The organism is Psychrobacter sp. NPDC078631, from assembly GCF_050268165.1.
Taxonomy (GTDB): domain Bacteria; phylum Pseudomonadota; class Gammaproteobacteria; order Pseudomonadales; family Moraxellaceae; genus Psychrobacter.
In genome coordinates this window covers 137,838-157,000 of sequence record NZ_JBNNGG010000001.1, presented here as the reverse complement: position 1 = coordinate 157,000, position 19,163 = coordinate 137,838, and the positions used below count along the sequence as shown (strand labels likewise).

General features: G+C 43.6%; 17 protein-coding genes and 1 tRNA gene. 4 read left to right on the top strand and 14 right to left on the bottom strand.

The annotated features are described in order from the left end of the window. From rseP to rimO, 7 genes are all read right to left on the bottom strand, one after another. On the bottom strand, positions 1-1,377 hold the full coding sequence (rseP, locus tag ACQKCP_RS00655) for an RIP metalloprotease RseP (RefSeq protein WP_427610903.1): 1,377 nt from the start codon (positions 1,375-1,377) through the stop codon (positions 1-3). A 96-nt stretch (positions 1,378-1,473) separates the two neighbouring features. Next, positions 1,474-2,682 carry a 1-deoxy-D-xylulose-5-phosphate reductoisomerase gene (gene ispC / locus ACQKCP_RS00650; RefSeq protein ID WP_427610902.1) on the bottom strand — a complete coding sequence of 403 codons (1,209 nt, stop codon included), beginning with the start codon at positions 2,680-2,682 and terminating at the stop codon, positions 1,474-1,476. A gap of 179 nt (positions 2,683-2,861) precedes the next feature. Then, entirely contained in the window at positions 2,862-3,671 is an 810-nt protein-coding gene (locus ACQKCP_RS00645; RefSeq protein WP_427610901.1) for a phosphatidate cytidylyltransferase, read from the bottom strand. 189 nt (positions 3,672-3,860) lie between these two features. Beyond that, the gene (uppS, locus tag ACQKCP_RS00640) at positions 3,861-4,619 is read right to left on the bottom strand and encodes a polyprenyl diphosphate synthase (RefSeq protein WP_427610900.1); all 759 of its coding nucleotides are present in this window, start codon (positions 4,617-4,619) and stop codon (positions 3,861-3,863) included. Positions 4,620-5,008: 389 nt separating this feature from the next. Further along, positions 5,009-5,563 carry a ribosome recycling factor gene (gene frr / locus ACQKCP_RS00635; RefSeq protein ID WP_057759123.1) on the bottom strand — a complete coding sequence of 185 codons (555 nt, stop codon included), beginning with the start codon at positions 5,561-5,563 and terminating at the stop codon, positions 5,009-5,011. Between the two features lie 112 nt (positions 5,564-5,675). Continuing rightward, entirely contained in the window at positions 5,676-6,401 is a 726-nt protein-coding gene (gene pyrH / locus ACQKCP_RS00630) for a UMP kinase (protein ID WP_057759121.1), read from the bottom strand. Positions 6,402-6,573: 172 nt separating this feature from the next. After that, complete coding sequence (gene rimO / locus ACQKCP_RS00625) at positions 6,574-8,160, bottom strand: 30S ribosomal protein S12 methylthiotransferase RimO (RefSeq protein ID WP_427610899.1); 1,587 nt, start codon at positions 8,158-8,160, stop codon at positions 6,574-6,576. A gap of 135 nt (positions 8,161-8,295) precedes the next feature. On the opposite strand from rimO, the gene ACQKCP_RS00620 reads away from it, so the two are divergent. From ACQKCP_RS00620 to ACQKCP_RS00610, 3 genes are all read left to right on the top strand, one after another. Beyond that, on the top strand, positions 8,296-9,660 hold the full coding sequence (locus ACQKCP_RS00620) for a two-component system sensor histidine kinase NtrB (protein ID WP_427610898.1): 1,365 nt from the start codon (positions 8,296-8,298) through the stop codon (positions 9,658-9,660). 99 nt (positions 9,661-9,759) lie between these two features. Continuing rightward, positions 9,760-11,541, top strand: a complete 1,782-nt coding sequence (locus ACQKCP_RS00615; protein ID WP_427610897.1) for a sigma 54-interacting transcriptional regulator — start codon at positions 9,760-9,762, stop codon at positions 11,539-11,541. A gap of 202 nt (positions 11,542-11,743) precedes the next feature. Then, a tRNA-Leu gene (locus ACQKCP_RS00610) sits at positions 11,744-11,828 on the top strand. A 203-nt stretch (positions 11,829-12,031) separates the two neighbouring features. Here the strand turns inward: ACQKCP_RS00610 and ACQKCP_RS00605 are convergent. The 3 genes from ACQKCP_RS00605 to ACQKCP_RS00595 all read right to left on the bottom strand — a co-directional run bounded on the left by ACQKCP_RS00605 (position 12,032) and on the right by ACQKCP_RS00595 (position 14,230). Then, entirely contained in the window at positions 12,032-12,430 is a 399-nt protein-coding gene (locus ACQKCP_RS00605; RefSeq protein WP_427610896.1) for a ribbon-helix-helix domain-containing protein, read from the bottom strand. Positions 12,431-12,489: 59 nt separating this feature from the next. After that, positions 12,490-13,050, bottom strand: a complete 561-nt coding sequence (locus tag ACQKCP_RS00600; RefSeq protein ID WP_427611649.1) for a DJ-1/PfpI family protein — start codon at positions 13,048-13,050, stop codon at positions 12,490-12,492. 154 nt (positions 13,051-13,204) lie between these two features. Continuing rightward, entirely contained in the window at positions 13,205-14,230 is a 1,026-nt protein-coding gene (locus tag ACQKCP_RS00595) for a serine/threonine protein kinase (RefSeq protein WP_427610895.1), read from the bottom strand. Positions 14,231-14,421: 191 nt separating this feature from the next. On the opposite strand from ACQKCP_RS00595, the gene ACQKCP_RS00590 reads away from it, so the two are divergent. Beyond that, the gene (locus ACQKCP_RS00590; RefSeq protein WP_427610894.1) at positions 14,422-15,393 is read left to right on the top strand and encodes an ATP-binding protein; all 972 of its coding nucleotides are present in this window, start codon (positions 14,422-14,424) and stop codon (positions 15,391-15,393) included. A gap of 40 nt (positions 15,394-15,433) precedes the next feature. Here the strand turns inward: ACQKCP_RS00590 and ACQKCP_RS00585 are convergent, their stop codons facing one another. The 4 genes from ACQKCP_RS00585 to rarD form a co-directional block, all read right to left on the bottom strand. After that, positions 15,434-16,570: a ribonuclease Z gene (locus ACQKCP_RS00585; protein ID WP_427610893.1), complete on the bottom strand. Its 1,137-nt coding sequence runs from the start codon at positions 16,568-16,570 to the stop codon at positions 15,434-15,436. 103 nt (positions 16,571-16,673) lie between these two features. Continuing rightward, positions 16,674-16,985 carry a hypothetical protein gene (locus tag ACQKCP_RS00580; protein ID WP_427610892.1) on the bottom strand — a complete coding sequence of 104 codons (312 nt, stop codon included), beginning with the start codon at positions 16,983-16,985 and terminating at the stop codon, positions 16,674-16,676. 94 nt (positions 16,986-17,079) lie between these two features. Next, positions 17,080-17,748, bottom strand: coding sequence for a glutathione S-transferase (locus ACQKCP_RS00575; protein WP_057759100.1), 669 nt, complete (start codon positions 17,746-17,748; stop codon positions 17,080-17,082). Between the two features lie 194 nt (positions 17,749-17,942). Continuing rightward, the gene (gene rarD / locus ACQKCP_RS00570; protein ID WP_427610891.1) at positions 17,943-19,013 is read right to left on the bottom strand and encodes an EamA family transporter RarD; all 1,071 of its coding nucleotides are present in this window, start codon (positions 19,011-19,013) and stop codon (positions 17,943-17,945) included. Positions 19,014-19,163 lie beyond the last annotated feature (150 nt).

Here is a 19,163-nt window from a genome sequence, read left to right as displayed (position 1 = left end):
TCAAAATAGCCGGCTGATGTCATTACCAATTGCTAACACCATGAAACCTGCCAGCAAGAGTAAACCGATATTTAGACCGACCATTTGCACACCTTCAGACAGTGGCTTACCACGAATCAGCTCGATAAAATGATAGACAATATGACCACCGTCTAATACTGGAATCGGCAAAAGGTTTAAGACAGCAAGACTCAGGCTAATAAGCGCCGCTGTCGACAATACCATCTGCCAACTGATATCAAAGCTTTGTTTGGCGACTTTGGCAATGGTAATTGGCCCTGATAAATTGTCTAAGCCAATCATACCTGATAGCATTTTTCCCATCGAGCTTACGGTCATTACTGCTAGCTGCTCAGTCTTTTCAAATGACTTAACTAACGACTCACTAGGACCGTAGACCACAGTGGTCTTGTAATCGTCAGGGATAACAATCTCAGTCTGATCCACCATTGCACCAATCTGTCCGTAATCATTACCCAAGTTATCTTTTTTACCTTGAGGCATAATCTGCAACTGTACAGACTTATCATCACGCAACACCGTAAAGTTCAATAGCGTTTCAGGATTATCACGAATGATACGCGTGGCAGTAATCCAATCTTCGATCGCTGTATCATTAATAGCGGTAATGCGATCGCCAACTTTCAGCCCTTGTCGGCTAGCGGCACCATCGGGAGCCAAACCGCCTACAATCGGCGCAATCTGCGGTTGCCATGGCAACATACCAAAGCTGGTCAATGCGTCTTTGCCTTGAGCCTCACCTTGCATAAACTGCGTAACTGGTGCTTGATAGGTCTTAGTCGACTGATCGGTTTGGGCGTCTGACTGCAAGGTAATGCTAACATTATCCGTCTCACCCATACGTCCTGCAAGGCGATAGTTAATACCTTCCCATGTCTGCACATCATGTCCATCAATCGCAACGATTTTGTCACCGACTGGCAGCTGTGCTATTGCAGCAGGTGTTTCTGGTAATACCTGTCCAATCTTAGTCGCCAACTGCTCAGATGGGGTCATAAATAGTACCCAAAATAGCGCGATAGCGATAACAAAATTCATGATAGGGCCAGCTGCAACGATAGCAATTTTCTTAAGCGGATGTTGCCGATTAAATGCAAGAGGCTGCTCATCTTTTGCGACATTACCTTCACGCTCATCTAGCATCTTTACATAACCGCCGAGTGGCAATGCTGAGATACGATAGTCGATACCGCTCTTTTTGCTAGTCCAACCAAAAACTTTAGGGCCAAAACCGATAGAGTACGTTAGCACTTTGACACCGCAAAGCCGCGCCACAATATAATGCCCCCATTCGTGTAAGGCAATAAGCGGGCCTAAGACAAATATGGCGGCAAGAAGTGTTAGTAAAAACGTCATGATTTTTTCTCAGTATTGTCTCTCAGCATTTTTATTAACATTTTCGCTAATATCGTTTATTAATGTCATATATCAGCTCAGAGACGCTTGCTACGATTATGTCAGCTTTGCTACCAACTTATCAGTCAAGTGGCGTGCAATCTTATCGATTGCCAAGATATCTTCTATGTCAGCAGTTTCGTTCAATGGTGGCAGCTGTATGTCATTTAAAGCCTGTTCATTAATATTAGCAATGTCCGTCAAACGAATTTTACCATCGAGGAACGCCGCCACTGCAATTTCATTTGCCGCATTAAGCACAATTGTGGCTTGCGTTCCGGCTTGCATGGCTTGGCGAGCCAAACGCAAACAGGCGAATTTTTGTAGATCTGGCTCAATAAACTCCAAACCACTAAGTGCAAATAAATCTAACGGCTGCGAGCCACTATCAATCCGATCAGGGTAGCTAAGCGCGTGCGCAATGGGCGTTTTCATATCGGGACTGCCCAGCTGCGCTAAAAAGCTGCCATCGCTATATTCTACCATTGAGTGAATGATACTTTGTGGATGAATGACCACATTTATCTTATCTTCAGGCAAATCAAATAAGTGACAGGCTTCTATCAGCTCAAGCCCCTTGTTCATCATCGTCGCCGAATCGACAGATATTTTTTGACCCATTGACCAATTCGGGTGTTTGACCGCTTCTGCGACGCTTGCCTGCTGCATTTGCTCAAACGACTGCTGCAAAAATGGCCCGCCAGAGGCTGTCAACCATAGTTTACGGACACCATGATTTGGCTGATGAATTTGTGTATTGTCTTGCTGAATAGCGAGTGGCAAGCATTGAAAAATGGCATTGTGTTCAGAGTCCAGCGGCAGCAAAGTAGCTTTGTGCGTCTTGACCGCATCAATCATGACCTTACCTGCCATAACTAAAGCTTCTTTGTTGGCCAATAAGATACGCTTACCTGCACGTGCTGCTGCCAATGTAGACGGCAACCCTGCCGCCCCTACAATCGCCGCTACAACCGTATCAGTCTGTGAGTCAGTGGCGATATCTACCAATCCTGCCTCGCCCCCTACGACATCACTATCAATCCCTGCGGCTTTGAGCCTGTTAGCAAAATCATCCATGGCTGACATTGGCACACTGACGCGTTTCGGCAAAAACTGCTGACAAAGTGCAAATAGCTTATCTAAGCGATGATAGCCTGATAAAGCATAGACTTCATAAGTGTGCGGTTGCGCCGCTAATATTGCTAAGGTGCTATCGCCAATCGAGCCTGTCGCGCCTAGTACGGCGATGCGTTGCGTCATAACCATCAATGCCCATAATACTTAAAAGTAATAAAAATAGAATATTGTCTGTTAACTATAAAATTGTCATGCTAGTAGCCACGCTTGCCATACCAATGCATTGTTCGCTCTCGGCTGACTTATACCAATATTATGGTGAACTGACTACAGAACAGGTTCAAATAGAAAAGTGCTGCTATATAATCTTACACCACTATCAAGCCAAGCTGCTGTATCGCCCAAAAACCCAGTGCAAATATCGGTGTAGCAGACAACAGAGAATCGATACGGTCAAGGATACCACCGTGACCTGGCAAGATAGTGCCTGAATCTTTTACATCAGCACGGCGCTTGAGCATTGACTCAAACAAGTCTCCAAGTACAGAGGCAAGAATAGTGATGGCCGATAACGCTACAAATGCGATTAACGGTACACCGGTCAACTGTAATTTAAAGACGCTAATAGCCACCACAACTAACAGCCCTGTAACGAGGCCACCAGCCAACCCTTCCATGCTCTTATTGGGCGAAACATTGGGTGCCATTTTTCGGCGACCAAGCTTGCGTCCAACGAAATATGCGCCACTATCTGCACACCATACTAATAAGAACACATACAGCAGCCACCACGCCGACAATTGCCAGAGATAGAACATCGCCGTAATAGACGCCGTCAAAATAACCGCGCCCATCATTGCCAATTGGTTGCCGTACCACCTTGTTTGTGTTGGGAAGACTCGAACCCAAGACAGCGCCATCAGCCATATAATGAGTGACGCCACCCACCAAAAAAACCAAGTTACCTTGAACATCAGTGAGAATATAGTAAGCGCTAAAATCAATAGAACGAATACCACAGGCTGGCGCCATTTAGGCATCAATTTAGCCCACTCATGAGCGGCGATAATGACCCCAATGGCCAACAGTGGTGCAAATAAAATAGGTGTTTGGCTCGCAAACATTGCAATACCAACGATAATAACGAGAATAATTGCCGTCTTAATTCGTTGCCACATACTTATCGAGCCTTATAATAATGAAGAACAGATGGTCAAACAATGCATTATAGCAGCTAACTAACGATGGCCTAGTGATAGCATTCAATACTAATTCAAGCCGTTTATCATTGCATAAACCGACCCTATTGACCAGTTATACAATACTAACTGAACTGAGCCGACTAAACTTATCTATCAGCTCACTGCTCAGTGACCTTGCTGCTCTATCACTACCTGCTCGCTGGTTTTGCCAAAGCGACGTTGACGTTTAGCAAACTCTGCGATCATCGAAGCCAGCTCTTCTGCTGCAAAATTTGGCCATAATGTAGGAGTGAAAAACAGCTCAGCATAAGCAGATTGCCACAATAAGAAATTAGAAATACGATACTCGCCGCCCGTACGTACCAGCATATCTACTGCTGGTGTGTCAGCTAATTGCACGTAGTTACCTAACAACTCTTCGCTGACATCTTCAGCTTTTAATTCGCCAGCTTGCACTTGCTGAGCCAGCTGTTGTGCTGCGTTTGCGATATCCCACTGCCCACCGTAACTAATCGCAATCACCAGCGTCATCGCATCAAACTTTGCCGTTTTTTCTTCTGCGTCAGCCATGAGCGTTTGTAATGACTCACTAAGCTGGCTGCGATCACCGATGAAACGCAAGCGAATACGATACTCATTCATGCGCGGCATTTGCTCATGAATCGTCGATGTGAGTAGCTGCATCAACAATGCTACCTCACTAGGCGGTCTCTGCCAATTTTCGCTAGAAAACGCAAAGACGGTCAGCACTTCAATGCCTGTATTGACACAATACTCAACGATAGGATCAAGCGCATTTTTGCCAGCCACATGTCCTTGACCGTGGCCCAAATCATTGGCCTTACCATAGCGATTGTTACCATCCATAATGATGGCGATATGACGAGGAAGAATAGCGGGCGCCAAAACGGCTGAAATGGACATAGGCGGACTTGCTTATTGTTGAGGTAAAATAATAATAACGTGTGCAACGGCGATTAAAAAGCGTCATTTATATAATTCACTAACTTATCACAATTGTGTCGTTAGTTTTTAGCGTTCAGAATGCGATGAATCCAGTTCAATCAACCACACCTTTGGCCTGCTTTAGATATGGCTTGATATAGTTGATTCAGTTTAAAAGAGAGACAGGCCAACCGAGTGCAGATGTAACTGTGATACTTCAAGCGAGGTTAACTCTGTAGCTCTTTTATAAAGGATTGACTATATCAGTCTACATAATGATAAACAGCCAATAGCTATAAAGTATTGGCTGCTCAATTACAGATAATCTTCCGAACTAATTCTTGCTATAAATGGCAAGTATATCAGTACTAAACTTCCATCAAATCGCTTTCTTTCTTACTCAAGCGAGCATCGATTGTTTCGATATACTTGTCAGTGATTTTTTGAATATCATCACTAGCGCGGCGCTCGTCATCTTCTGAGATTTCTTTTTCTTTTGCCAAGTCTTTGATATCGTTCATCATGTCACGACGAATATTACGGATAGAAACTCGGCTGCTCTCAGCTTCACCACGTGCAAGTTTTTGCATATCGCGACGGGTATCTTCTGTTAATGCTGGCATCGGCACGCGAATCACATCAGCAGACATTGGGTTTAGACCCAAATCTGCTTCCCGAATGGCTTTATCTACTGCTTGTACCATTGTACGGTCAAACGGTTGAACCAATAAGGTACGTGAGTCTTCAACGTTCACGCTTGCCACTTGGTTCAATGGTGTATCAGAACCGTAGTAGCTGACCATCACACCTGACAACATACCTGGATGCGCACGGCCAGTACGAACTTTACTGAAAGTGCTTTCAAGCGCTTCCAACGTTTTTTGCATGCGTGCTTCGCCGTCTTGCTTAATCTCTTTAATCATTGTGTATCCTTATTTATCGTTACCGACAAATCTTTTATTTGCTATTGGGATATTAATTATGTGTTGCTAATCGTTAGCTATTTACTGACGTTAGTTGCCAGTATTGCATCAATTAATGAAAAACTCGTGTTCCTTCATTTTCACCCATAATGACATTCAACAATGCATTAGGCTTAGTCATGTCAAATACTTGTAGCGGTACGTTATGCTCACGGCATAAAGCGATAGCCGTTAGATCCATGACGCCTAGCTTTTGCTCTAGTACTTCATCAAAAGTCAGACCGTCATACTTGACTGCATCATCGTGTAGACTTGGGTCTTTGTCATAAACGCCATCGACCTTAGTTGCTTTTAAAATCAAACCAGCTTCGATTTCGATACCGCGCAAACATGCAGCGGTGTCAGTGGTGAAGAATGGGTTACCCGTACCTGCGACAAAGATACAAACTTCGCCGTTTTTTAGATAACGAATGGCATTACGACTGCTATAGCTTTCGGTGACTTCACCAATTGGCAATGCAGACATCAAGCGCGTTTTTATGTTGCGACGCTCAAGCGCATCACGCATTGCCAGTCCGTTCATAACGGTTGCTAACATGCCCATCTGATCACCAGTAACACGGCCAACCAGACCTTCTTTTTGCAACTGCGCACCGCGATATAAGTTACCACCGCCGACCACGATACCAACTTGGACACCAAGTCCACGCAAGTGAGCGATAGACAAGCTCATTTTATCAAGCACTTCGGTATCAATACCCATGTCTTTACTACCAGCTAAGGCTTCACCGGAGAGTTTCAGCAAGATACGAGCGTAACGCGGGTTTTTGTCAGACATGAGGTCACCTTGTTATCATGAAATTATAAAGAAAATTATCGGTAAAATACAAATCGAGTTTGCCCACAACGCCACACTTACAGCTAAGCGTATTAAAAAGGCTAAATTGCGCTAATTGTAGCAAAAACTGCCCGCCATTGGGCAATTTTCACTCGCATATCTTATTGGATATCTAGCCTTGATAACTGGCGAATAGATCGTATTCGCTAGCATCATCGATAGTCACGGTTAAGAACTGCCCTACTTTAACTTGAGCGTTGATGTCATCAACATAGACATGACCATCAATTTCAGGTGCATCAGCATAACTACGGCAGATAGCAATATTTTCATCGCTATCAATTTCATCGACCAATACCGTTAAGGTTTTACCGACTTTTTCTTGTAGCTTTTGCGCTGAAATATCTTGCTGTAGCGCCATTAGTCGCTCATAGCGAGACTGCTTGACGTCTTCAGGCACATGATCAGGCAAGTCGTTGGCCACTGCGCCTTCTACTTCTGAATAAGTAAATGCGCCCACGCGATCGAGACGTGCTTCAACTAACCAATCAAGCAAGCACTGAAAATCTTCTTCTGTCTCGCCAGGGAAGCCAACCACAAAGGTCGAACGAATCACGATATCAGGACAGATATCACGCCACGCTTTGATACGGGCCAAAGTGTTTTCGCTATGCGCAGGACGTTTCATCGCTTTTAGGATACGATGACTAGCATGCTGGAACGGAATATCTAGATAAGGAAGCAGTTTCTTCTCACCCATCAACTCAACGACTTTGTCTACATGTGGATACGGATAGACATAATGCAAGCGAACCCAAATGCCCAAATCGTTCAATGCTTGGCATAAGTCATAAAACTTAGACTTGAGCGGCATGCCATTCCAAAAACTGGTTTTATACTTTAGGTCAAGACCATATGCCGAGGTATCTTGCGAGATGATAAGTAATTCTTTCACGCCAGCTTTTTTGAGTGCCAGTGCTTCGTTCATCACATTATCAATCGGGCGCGATACCAAATCACCGCGCAAGCTTGGGATAATGCAAAACGTACAACGGTGATTACAGCCTTCTGATATCTTTAGATAAGCATAATGACTTGGGGTCAGTTTGATACCCGCTTCATTAATCAAATCTATTTTTGGATCATAGTTGGCGTCCTGACTGCGATTTGGCTTAGGCACGTGCTGCGATACTGCGGTAATCACTTCGTCATAGGCATGCGCGCCCGTCACTGCTAATACAGCTGGATGCATCTCGCGGATTTTGTCCGCTTCTTTACCTAAGCAGCCAGTGACAATCACTTTACCGTTTTTGCTAATGGCCTCGCCGATCGCATCGAGCGACTCTTGTACCGCTGACTCAATAAAGCCGCAAGTGTTTACCACGACCAGGTCAGCACCGTCATAATCGCTGGCTACTTGATAGCCGTCACGGCTTAGCTCAGTGATAATACGCTCACTATCCACCAATGCTTTTGGACAACCTAGTGACACAAAACCAATCTTTGGCGCTGCACTAACTGGCATCGTAGCAGTCGCATTGGCAGTCGTAACATCGCTGCTTTGGGCTACACTACGGTTTTGGTTGTGGTTGGCTTTATGATGGTAAGGTTGTTTAGTATCTGTTTGACTGGCATCTGCCTGACTCTGCGCTTGTACTATGGTAGGCGCGGCAGGATTGAAGATAGTGGCAGTGTCTTTTACGGCAGATAGAGGAGCTGTTGCTGTCGTATTCACTGACTCGGTAGAAGTTTTGGACATGGCTGACCTTGCTAGAGATAAATTGGCTGAGCGCATTGTACGTTTTTTTTGCAAAAATCACCAGTTTTGCCGCTCTATAGTCTTGATTTGTGGTTAAATATTATCTCAAGCATCTGACTTTTTTGGGCCCTACTGATGAACGCTGATTTTATAACCGCCAAAACAACCCCCGACCTCGCATTTATATCTCAGCATTTATTCACCGCTATTTTATGGGTCAACGATGAGCTATCAATCACACGGTTGAATGCTCAAGCCGAGCAGCTACTTGCCATTAGTAGCGGTAGACTAATCAATCAATCAATCTTGACACTGCTAGCACCCGATGAATTGAAGACTAAAGATATTGCATCTCTCAATAATGATAGTGGTGATATAAATGAAAATGAGCCTTTAAGCGAGCCAGCTTACTCTTTGACCGAGCGTTTTGTGCAAGCGCAGAACTACCAACAGCCTTTTATCGATCATGACCACATCATAAAAACACCGCTAAACGGTAATTTATCATTGTCAGTCGACTATAGCGTCACGCCAGTCATCTATGAACAGCAGCCTTATTTTATTATCGAGATGTGGGGCAAAGATCGTCAAAGTCGTATCTCTGAGGAGCAGCGCCAGCAACAGCAGTATACAGTGGCCCGTCATATGCTGCGATCGGTGGCACATGAAATAAAAAACCCTCTTGCTGGTATTCGCGGGGCAGCACAGCTGTTGCAACGGCAGTTTATTAAATTCAGTGACGCATCTACTACTAGCACCTCTAGTGTTGATAATGCTTTGACAACTACTAACATTGATACGCAGCATGATTTGCAAAAAATGAATCAAAAGCTGCGCAACTATACGGACATTATTATTTCAGAAACTGATCGATTGACCCATCTTATTGGGCAGCTTCTGGGTTCCAATCAACTACCAAACTGGCAAACGCTTAATATCCACGAGCCCCTAGAGCATGTCTTAACCTTAGTGACCAATCAGTATCCACAGGTAGTGTTACAGCGTGATTATGATTTATCATTGCCAGAGTTGTGCGCTGACAAAGATCAGCTGATTCAAGTGTTTTTAAACCTTATTAATAATGCCTGTGAGTCGATGACTGAGTTCGAACAAACACTACAACAGAATAAAATCTCAGAGTCTCAAGAATCAGCACAAGCTACTATGCAAACTGAGAGCAATTCTGACTATCAACCGACATTGCATATCCAAACGCGGGTTGCCTTTCAGCATACAATCGTCGGACAGCAGCACAAGCAAGTGATGCAAATCACTATTACTGATAATGGCTCAGGTATTGACCCAGCCCTGATTGGTCAGATATTTTTCCCGATGGTCACTAGCCGTGCAGCCGGTACAGGTCTTGGATTATCCATCGTCCAAGATATTATCAGTCATCATCATGGTATGATTGATGTGAGCTCGACAAAAGAGCAAGAAGATAAGCAAACCCGATTTACGTTATACCTACCATTTACTCAACCCATCACTGAGACATAAAACAAATTATGAATTTATGAATTAAAAGCTGCTAAATTTCATAACACTCAACTCCCAATCCCCAACTTACCATCAATAATTGCTGATTAGGCCCAATACATGACTGAATATAGCGACGACCTCCAACCTAAAAGCGATGATCAATCAACACAATCACAAATAGTAACTGTGAATAATGCACCCAGCGACCACCCTGCAACATTGTGGTTAATCGATGACGATGCAGCCCTACGTATGGTGTTGGCCGACACGTTTGAAGATGCTGGATTGACCGTTATCAGTTTTACTCAAGCACAAGCAGCATGGACTCGCCTTAATGATGTTTTAAAACAGCAAGAGTCAGCCGAGCAATTACCAGACGTCATATTGACCGATATTCGTATGCCAATGATGGATGGATTGTCTTTTAGCGACTGGGTCCATCAGCATTTCCCTAAAATGCCAATCGTAATTATGACGGCACATTCAGACCTGACCTCTGCTATCAATAGCTATCAGACTGGTGCTTTTGAATACCTACCCAAGCCTTTTGACTTAGATGATGCGGTTGCAACGATTTATAAAGCCATCAATTATCAGCCCAATTTAGAAACAACTTCTGTTCCCTTTTCAGAGAAACCCAATACCAATACAACGTCTGACACGTCTACCGAAGACCTGATAAAACCTAAAGCAGCATCTTCTAGTAAGACAACTAAAGAAAATAAGAACAAAGGCGCCGGCGTAACCAAAGATAATGGGAACCCTAGCGGCATCATTGGACAGTCTCCAGCCATGCAAACGGTGTTTCGTGCTATTGGCAGGTTGGCACAATCTCCCATTTCCGTCTTAATCACTGGAGAGTCTGGAACAGGTAAAGAGTTGGTGGCCAGTGCTTTACATCAACACTCCCCGCGTAAACAGCAACCGTTTATTGCCCTCAATATGGCAGCCATACCACATGACTTGATCGAGTCTGAGCTATTCGGTCATGAAAAAGGCGCGTTCACTGGTGCAACAACGATGCGTCAAGGCCGTTTTGAGCAGGCAGACGGCGGTACTCTATTTCTAGATGAAATCGGTGACATGCCTTTTAGCACTCAGACACGGCTGTTACGCGTACTGGCCAATGGTGAGTTTTATCGTGTTGGTGGTCAGCAGCCAATCAAGGTCGACGTGCGTATCATCGCAGCCACCCACCAAAACTTAGAAGAGCTGGTAAAACAGAGCCGATTCCGCGAAGATTTGTTTTATCGCCTCAATGTTATTCGGTTACCCCTACCACCACTACGTACACGCCCCGAAGACATTCCTGCATTAGCCCTTTACTTTATGCAGTCTGCCGCAGAGCAAATGAGTACCACCCCGAAGCATCTCCATCCTGCCGCATTGCAAATCATGCAGACATTCGACTGGCGCGGTAATGTACGTCAATTAGAAAACGTCTGCTTGTGGCTCACGGTGATGGCCACTGGTGATACGGTGATGGCGACAGACTTGCCACCAGAGCTACTTGAAAACATCTCACCTAATACGGTGCTTTATGAAGAGCACGTCGCAGCAGAAGAAGAGGCTCAAAAGCATTTGGTACAAAATGGCGATGTATTAAATGGCAGTTCGTTAAACAGTCATCAAAATGGGCAAAGTAGCCCGTTGCCTAAAAACCAAAGTTGGCAGCAAGCATTGGCTGATTGGGCTGAGCAGTCGTTAAGCATGGGTGAAACTGATATTTTGCAAACAGCAACCCCTGAGTTTGAGCGCGTTTTATTAACAGCAGCACTCAATCATAGCGGCGGCAAAAAGATAGAGGCAGCGAGCTTACTTGGTTGGGGACGCAATACTCTGACGCGCAAATTGCAGCAGTTGGATATTTCTGCCCCTAGAGTACCAACTAAAGAATAAAGAAACGCATAAAACACGATAATAAATTATTATTAATATCAATTACTTAAAATTAATATCGAAAATAAATGATAAATAATTAAAAATAATTGCAAATAGGGGTTGCCAAACAATTAAAACTCTATATAATAGCCAACCACTGAGACGCACTACCGAATCAGTTAACTATCTACATAGCTTTTGATGATAGAGTAACGAAAATGGGGCTGTGGCGGAATTGGTAGACGCACCAGATTTAGGTTCTGGCGCCGCAAGGTGTGAGAGTTCGAGTCTCTCCAGCCCCACCATTTTCGGATAGTACATCTTAGACCAAATATCAAAACCTGCTTTTAGCAGGTTTTTTTGTGTCTGGAATTTGGTATTAAAACTATAAAATACCTCATCAAGAGCATTAATCTTCTTTTCTAAATCCTTTAACACTTCCTCCATACTCTGATGGCACTTACTTACCCGCTGCATCAATGCTTTAATGTACTTGCCATAGACAGAACTAATTAATAGAAAGGTTTTCCTCACTATCATTGAATAAAGCACTACGTTGATTTTTACGAAGGGTTTCACGTTCAATGATATTTTTCGCATCGACTTTTTCTAAAGGTAATCTTGTTTCGCGGGAAAGATCGCCATCTGCTATTAAAGATAAATAACGAGAACAACAAACTCTTAAAAAAGAGGTGAAATTGCCAATGTCATGATCAGCATCGAGAGATTCAAGGTATAGCTTGGTAATCAGCTGATTGACTGTCATTTGATCGCGAAATGACAACTCTTCTAATATATCCCAAAAAAACATTTCTAAACGAATTGAAGTGACAACGCCCTGAATTCGAAGTGATTTGGTTTTAGAGCTCCACAAGCTGTCGTCAGCACTAATAAAAAGTTGGCACATATATACATCCTCTCTCGATACTAGGGTCTATTGAACGTTCAACAGACCCGAATTAACGCTTATAGCAAGGCAACAAACTGCTTTAGCATCGCTGGGTGGGCGGGCCATGCAGGTGCCGTTACCAGTTGGCCATCTGTAATAGCGCCATCCATAGGTAACTCGATATACTCAGCGCCAGCCATTTCTATTTCTGGCTGACACGCAGGATAAGCAGATACTTTTTTACCCTTCAATACGCCAGCAGCCGTCAGCATTTGTGGCCCATGGCAAACTGAGGCAATCGGTTTATCAGTATTTGCGAAATGCTGAATCATTGCAATGACCTTAGCATTCAAGCGCAAGTATTCTGGTGCACGTCCACCTGGTAAATACAAAGCATCGTAGTCTTCTACATTGATATCGGCAAAAGATGCATTAAGGACAAAATTATGACCGCGTTTTTCGGTATAAGTTTGATCACCTTCGAAGTCGTGTATTGAGGTAGCAATGCTATCACCTGCCACTTTATCTGGGCATACCGCATCAACCTCATGCCCCATTGCTAGTAGTGCTTGGAACGGAACCATGTTTTCATAGTCTTCAACAAAATCACCGGTAATGATAAGTACTTTAGCCATGATATTCTCACTGTATTGTAATGAAATATGGGAACCCAAATTAGTTTATAGCGACTTCGCTTAAAATGAGCCTGAATATCCATTCAAACATAAAAAACAACGACTAGGTAATATGTGAATACTACAAACAATCACTTTTTAAAATAAAATAATAAATTCAGCTGTTGTCTAATAACTTCAAATCTATCAATATCTTATCTATGTCCTGATATCGTCTCTCTTCCCGCTTCGTCAATACTTTGTCAACAATACATTGATAGTGACTATATTCTGCTGACAACGTTGGAATAGGTTGTTGGCAATGCTGAATCGCCCACACTCTTAATTTATCATTGCTATTGGCGCTTAGCTGAAACGGGCGCTTGCCTGTTAGTATCTCAACCATCATTACGCCAAACGCGTAGATATCACTCTGTATAGTTGCACTCTGACCTTGCCAACGCTCAGGTGCAAGATACGCTGGTGTGCCAGCAGGATTTGGTTGGCTATTAGCCACCGTCATACATTGTGATAAAGCAAAATCAGTAAGTAATAATCTAGGGGCCAGATCGTTACTCATAGTATCTGCTGGCCACTCATCGTCAAAACCTTCAAGCAAAATATTACTAGGTTTAATATCATTATGTAGCCAGCCAGCCTGATGCAAATTGGCTATCAAGTATGCAGCCCGAGTGATGAAATGATGCTTTTGTGACGTTATCAATGACAGGTGTTTTGAAGCGGTCAGCTGACTCGCCAAGCTACCATTAGTATAATAAGGCATGACCACTATAACTAGGTGTTGCAACTTCTCTAGTATTTGGACTTTTAGACAATGATGCGCCAATAGCGGCGGTGCGATAGCATTATCTTTGATTTTTAATGAAGCATTTACAGCAGCTAAAACATCCGCTTCATGAGTTAAATCAGAAGCGATAGGATAAGCGCCATCACTCAACTGCCATTTAATCATCACGCTACCAAATTGCGGATGCTGGGCACGTGTTAGCCCTTGGAAGTAAGTCTTATCGATATGTTGCGTTTTGATATCTTGCGTTTGTTCTGTGCTTTGCTGAGCAATACGTTGATGCACTATCTCCCTAAAATATTGTGCGTCCAGTTCTTGGGTAATAATGGGCAATAGCTGCATCGCCTGCGCTTGCAAGGCTTGCGTAATAGACGGATTACTGGCACTATTTTCCATGGTATTGTTTCTCATAATATAGTGAGATTACAGCCTTCTCATTCGTATCATTTCCAAAGATAATAATAACGCGAATAATGATTACAAGTACTACGATTAATAGGTACTAAGATTGTAGGCACTGAAATTTCAGCAGCGTTGATTGTATTTTTGGGTATGGTATTAAAGACAACCTTAATGCTAGAGCCACTATGTCACAACCAACTATCCCAACCACGCCATCTGATCAACCCACTTATGCCCTACCCGCACCTTTGTTAGACTTACTCAGTCAGTACATACAAGAGCGAGTCACACCAACTATTGAAATCGATCCGAGCCAGCTTGCTTATCGCTGGGTTGGTGGACGCACTGGTCACCTGCAAGCTTTATCAGTCAACCTGTTTTTGAGCTTAGATGACTTGCATGGTATCGATACGCAAAAATCAAAGTTGGTACAGAACACCCGTCAGTTTATTAAAGGTTACCCTGCCAACCATGTATTGATGTCAGGTACACGCGGTGCCGGTAAATCATCATTGATTCGCGCTTTGCTACAAGCTCACCATAGTGAAGGCTTGCGTATTATTGAGGTTGCCCGCGATGATCTGCAAGTATTGGATAAGATTCGTGCTGCCATTAATGCCCTACCAGCAGATTGTCATTGCCGCTATATCGTATACTGTGATGACCTCGCTTTTAATGGTCAAGACGAAAGCTATCGTGCGCTAAAGAGCGTGCTCGATGGCTCGCTAGACTCTGAGCAAGACAAACTACTGGTCTACGCCACCAGTAATCGCCGTCGCTTGCTACCGCAGATGATGAAAGACAATGTCGATATCTACAATGGGCAGACGGATGAAGTCAATCCTTATGAGGCCATTGATGAGACCGTATCATTGTCAGATCGGTTCGGTTTGTCCCTCACCTTCCATCCTATGGATCAGCAGACTTATCTGCATATTGTTCAGCACTATCTAAATTTAGAGCAGCAAAAAATCTCAGCTGATATGGATAGTGATGCTAAGGACATTTTGGAAAGTCAGTCTATGCCTGATAAGATCAGAAAGGATGCGCTACGTTGGGCCTCAGAACGTGGTGGTCGCTCAGGACGAGTCGCTTACCAGTTCAGCCGCTTTTGGAGTGGTAAAACACAATTGGCTATCGAAGACAGTAAGCGCTAGGTCATATTTAACGCTAAATCATATCTAAGCTTAGCCATGTCTAATCACTGCGTGCAGAGCCTATATACTGCACGCGATTCTCTTCTTGACAGTCCTTTTGATTATCTGCCAATTCAACAGCACCATTGACCATATATTGGTCAAAATCTTCTGCCAGCCATAGATTGCCTTGATAGACACTTTGCGTATCTAAGCGAATATATGCCATATTTGGCGTTTCGCTATCTGTATTATCAAAGTTCTGATAGCGAGCGCTAAAGTGGGTCAAAATGATGTTTTTCAGTTTCATCTTTTGCGCGAATATGCCCACCACATGCGCACTGCTATGCATTGGGTCATAGTCAGGGTTTCTGGCTTGAATAGCCATCATGACCTCATGCGTATAAGTGGCTTCATGCACCAATAAATCCGCATCGACAACGGCTTCGCTTAACAAATTTGGCGTATCATTGTCTCCTGCCACCACTATTCGCGTCCGCTGTATCTCATTGTCAACATAATCTACTGAGTACAATTGTCTATTATCCTCAGTCGTGACATCTTCGCCTTGCTGTAACTTGCCCCATAGTGCACTTGCTGGAATACCATCTGCCACAAGCTTATCTGTATTAAGGATGCGGTGGCTAATAGTCTGAGTAATACCAAAGGCATGAGAAGCAACCCGATGTGAGAGCAGCGTGATATCAATATCAAGCTGATGTTGGTCGCTTAAGCTAATGTTAACCTTGTTCGTATCACCTTGCTCAGCTAACACCTCTTCAATCGCTATAAAATCGAGAGCAAAAGGTAGATACAGCTCTGTAGTGGCGGTAATGGCATCAAGCAAAGTAGCAATCGCTTTTGGGGCAATCAAAGTTAATGGCTCACGACGTCCTGACATAGCAGCGCTTGCTAATAGCCCTGGCAGACCGTAGCAATGGTCACCATGCACATGGGTGATGCAAATAGCAGCCAATTGATGTAAGGAGAGCTTGGTATGTAGCAATTGCTGCTGTGTGCCTTCACCACAATCAATCAGCACCCATGGACGCGACTTCTTACTCTGAGTGTTCTGTTGACGACTTCCTTGCTGTACGCCAGAGGTATGCGGATTCAGACACTCTATTGCCAGTGCAGTCACATTACGCTGTTTGGTCGGTACACCCGCGGACGTACCCAAAAAGGTTAGCTTTAGCATAATGTTGCCTTTTATTTATCAGGAGTACTGGCTCAGAGGTACGAGAGCATCTCTTCATCCTAAATCAATAACAGAAATAAAATAAACGAAGAGTATGTCCTAGCTATGACAGTTGGCATATCATGGTCTTTTGACCTTCAACCATTTGTCCACCATTGGCGGTGCACTCATTTACCATATTTGATTCGTAAGATTTCCAGCCACCATAAAAGCTCGCTGCACACAGAATGACCACTAGAATTTTCTGTGACCACGACTTGATAGAGACTTGCTGACTATTAATCTGTTGTCTATTATTTTCTTGCATACTGGTATCTTGCTTATTAAGTGACGTTTGAGTTACTGACCGATTGTCATCTTTATCTAGGCTATCTTGCTTCAGATGGTCTTTATTCGAGGTGTTTAGATCTGTCATAACATTATCCTAAAAAAGGCTTTGTTTATTCATAAACAAAGCCTTTGGTCTACATGGCTACTTAAGCGTTGAGAGATGATTATAACAGTATCCTCTAAAAATTCAGACGGCCGCCCTTTTTTTCTGCTCGCTTAAAGGCATCTCTTTCTTCGCAGCGTTTGAGCCAGTTCAAAAGATTGGTATATTTACTCTGATCTAAACCTGCACCAGCATTGGCACCCAGGACCGCAAGATGCATTTGAATATCAGCGGCGCTAAATTCACTACCTGCAAACCAGTGATTTTCATGTAGATGACGCTCCATCATATCTAGCATCTTCTCCAAACCGCTACTGATCATGTTTTTTTCAATCTGACCTTGGATTTTTTTGCTGATAGGTTTGATTAGCATTGGCGACTGAGACACCACTTTTGTGAATACCAAGCGCATGACCAACAATGGCATCAATGAAGCCTCTGCAAAGTGTAACCAAAACGTATAGGCTTCCCACGCTGCTTCGTTATTATCATCAGGTTTGAACTGCTTTTCTTTGTCGTAATGCTTAATCAGATATTCAATAATGAATCCTGATTCAATCAGCACACGATCGTCCGCTTCTAATATCGGTGCATTACCAATTGGATGCACTTGCTTTAAGCTATCAGGAGCACGGTATGCCTTGTTGCGCTCATAGCAAGTCAGTTTATAATCGGCGCCGAGCTCTTCTAACAGCCAGATAATACGAAACGAGCGCGAGTTTGCTAAATGATGAAGATGTAACATAAACCGTCCTAGTTATATATTGTAGTAAATCAGCCATAATATCTCAGATATAGCGCCATACGTTCACTCGATCGTGGCACTACTGCTCTCGATAATAGCGTAATTTGTACTTCTTTAATACTGTGAGTTGGCAGACATACTGGAAAACAATGCCTACCGAATAGATACTATCTCAGACGGTGTACTCTTTGGCATCAATCTAAATGCAATGCTTCAATCTTGCGCGTCATTTTATCTATCTTTTGCTGATATTTTTTGATCTGACGAAATCGATGCGCGATTAGCACGCCTTTGATACGGCGATTTTTCAGGCGGCGACGTGGTGGAAAACTGCCTACTTGTGGCTCATTGTAGCCATGTAAGCGGTCTTCACGTTTACGCGCCATATAGCCCAGCGCGCTATCAGCAATCATAATCAGCAGTGCGATAAAGATCATGCTGTACATCAGCATGGAGCCACCATCATGTAAGTTACGATCTAAAATTGCGATTGAGAATATGAACAAGAATATTGGCTCAAGGTAGCATAAAGTCCCAAATAGTGAGACAGGCAGCTTCTGACTCGCTACCATCGTCAATGACATCGCAGCGGTACTGATAATGCCTAATAACGGCAGCAGATACCAAAGCTTGTGGTTGGTGAGTGCTACTTCAAAACCGCCATTCATATACAGCGCGACCAATACCACTGGCAATAACAATACAAGGTCTGAAATCAAACCAGTAATAGGCGGTACTGCAAGCTTACGGCGTAGTAGATAATAAGGAGGATAACCCAAGCAAACAAATAAAGTCGCCCAAGAAATAGCACCATACTCAAAAATATCGTAAGCGATACCAAGACCTGCACATACGATAGCAGCCCACTGAAGTAAGCTCATGTCTTCGTTGTAAAAGAACCTGCCAACAACGATCATAATCATCGGATATAGGAAATAACCCAACGTTACCTCAAGCCCTAAGCCATTGACTGGCGCCCACATAAATATCCAGATTTGCGCGCCCAAAATCGGTGTGGGTAGTATAAATAAAAACCATTCTTTTGCGTTCTTTAGTGTTTTTAGATAATCAAAAATGTGCTGCCACTGCTTTAGTACGCTGACCAGCAGTACTAGACTAAAAAACATTGTCAGCACGCGCCACGAAGCGACTTGCGTACCTGATAATGGTTGCAGCAGTAGACCAAATAAGAACAGCAATGAGTATAAAAAATTTGCAGCGACAGCAGTGATTGTACCCTGCGAGGTTTGGTTAGTAGTCAGCATCACAACAGCCTTTAAAGATTGGGGCACATCCATGGCAATTTTTAAAAAAAACAAAAGCCTCAGACGAGAACGTCTGAGGCTTTTGCATATAAGGTCGTCGCGCAATCTAAGTTGAACGCTTTTGATGTATTAGGCTTACATCATGGTCGG

What these genes read in the sequence shown, in the direction of transcription:
- rseP (WP_427610903.1), bottom strand. Translation starts at nt 1,377, where the DNA reads ATGACGTTTTTACTAACACTTCTTGCCGCCATATTTGTCTTAGGCCCG.
- ispC (WP_427610902.1), bottom strand. Translation starts at nt 2,682, where the DNA reads ATGGTTATGACGCAACGCATCGCCGTACTAGGCGCGACAGGCTCGATT.
- ACQKCP_RS00645 (WP_427610901.1), bottom strand. Translation starts at nt 3,671, where the DNA reads ATGTGGCAACGAATTAAGACGGCAATTATTCTCGTTATTATCGTTGGT.
- uppS (WP_427610900.1), bottom strand. Translation starts at nt 4,619, where the DNA reads ATGTCCATTTCAGCCGTTTTGGCGCCCGCTATTCTTCCTCGTCATATC.
- frr (WP_057759123.1), bottom strand. Translation starts at nt 5,563, where the DNA reads ATGATTAAAGAGATTAAGCAAGACGGCGAAGCACGCATGCAAAAAACG.
- pyrH (WP_057759121.1), bottom strand. Translation starts at nt 6,401, where the DNA reads ATGTCTGACAAAAACCCGCGTTACGCTCGTATCTTGCTGAAACTCTCC.
- rimO (WP_427610899.1), bottom strand. Translation starts at nt 8,160, where the DNA reads ATGTCCAAAACTTCTACCGAGTCAGTGAATACGACAGCAACAGCTCCT.
- ACQKCP_RS00620 (WP_427610898.1), top strand. Translation starts at nt 8,296, where the DNA reads ATGAACGCTGATTTTATAACCGCCAAAACAACCCCCGACCTCGCATTT.
- ACQKCP_RS00615 (WP_427610897.1), top strand. Translation starts at nt 9,760, where the DNA reads ATGACTGAATATAGCGACGACCTCCAACCTAAAAGCGATGATCAATCA.
- ACQKCP_RS00605 (WP_427610896.1), bottom strand. Translation starts at nt 12,430, where the DNA reads ATGTGCCAACTTTTTATTAGTGCTGACGACAGCTTGTGGAGCTCTAAA.
- ACQKCP_RS00595 (WP_427610895.1), bottom strand. Translation starts at nt 14,230, where the DNA reads ATGGAAAATAGTGCCAGTAATCCGTCTATTACGCAAGCCTTGCAAGCG.
- ACQKCP_RS00590 (WP_427610894.1), top strand. Translation starts at nt 14,422, where the DNA reads ATGTCACAACCAACTATCCCAACCACGCCATCTGATCAACCCACTTAT.
- ACQKCP_RS00585 (WP_427610893.1), bottom strand. Translation starts at nt 16,570, where the DNA reads ATGCTAAAGCTAACCTTTTTGGGTACGTCCGCGGGTGTACCGACCAAA.
- ACQKCP_RS00580 (WP_427610892.1), bottom strand. Translation starts at nt 16,985, where the DNA reads ATGACAGATCTAAACACCTCGAATAAAGACCATCTGAAGCAAGATAGC.
- ACQKCP_RS00575 (WP_057759100.1), bottom strand. Translation starts at nt 17,748, where the DNA reads ATGTTACATCTTCATCATTTAGCAAACTCGCGCTCGTTTCGTATTATC.
- rarD (WP_427610891.1), bottom strand. Translation starts at nt 19,013, where the DNA reads ATGCTGACTACTAACCAAACCTCGCAGGGTACAATCACTGCTGTCGCT.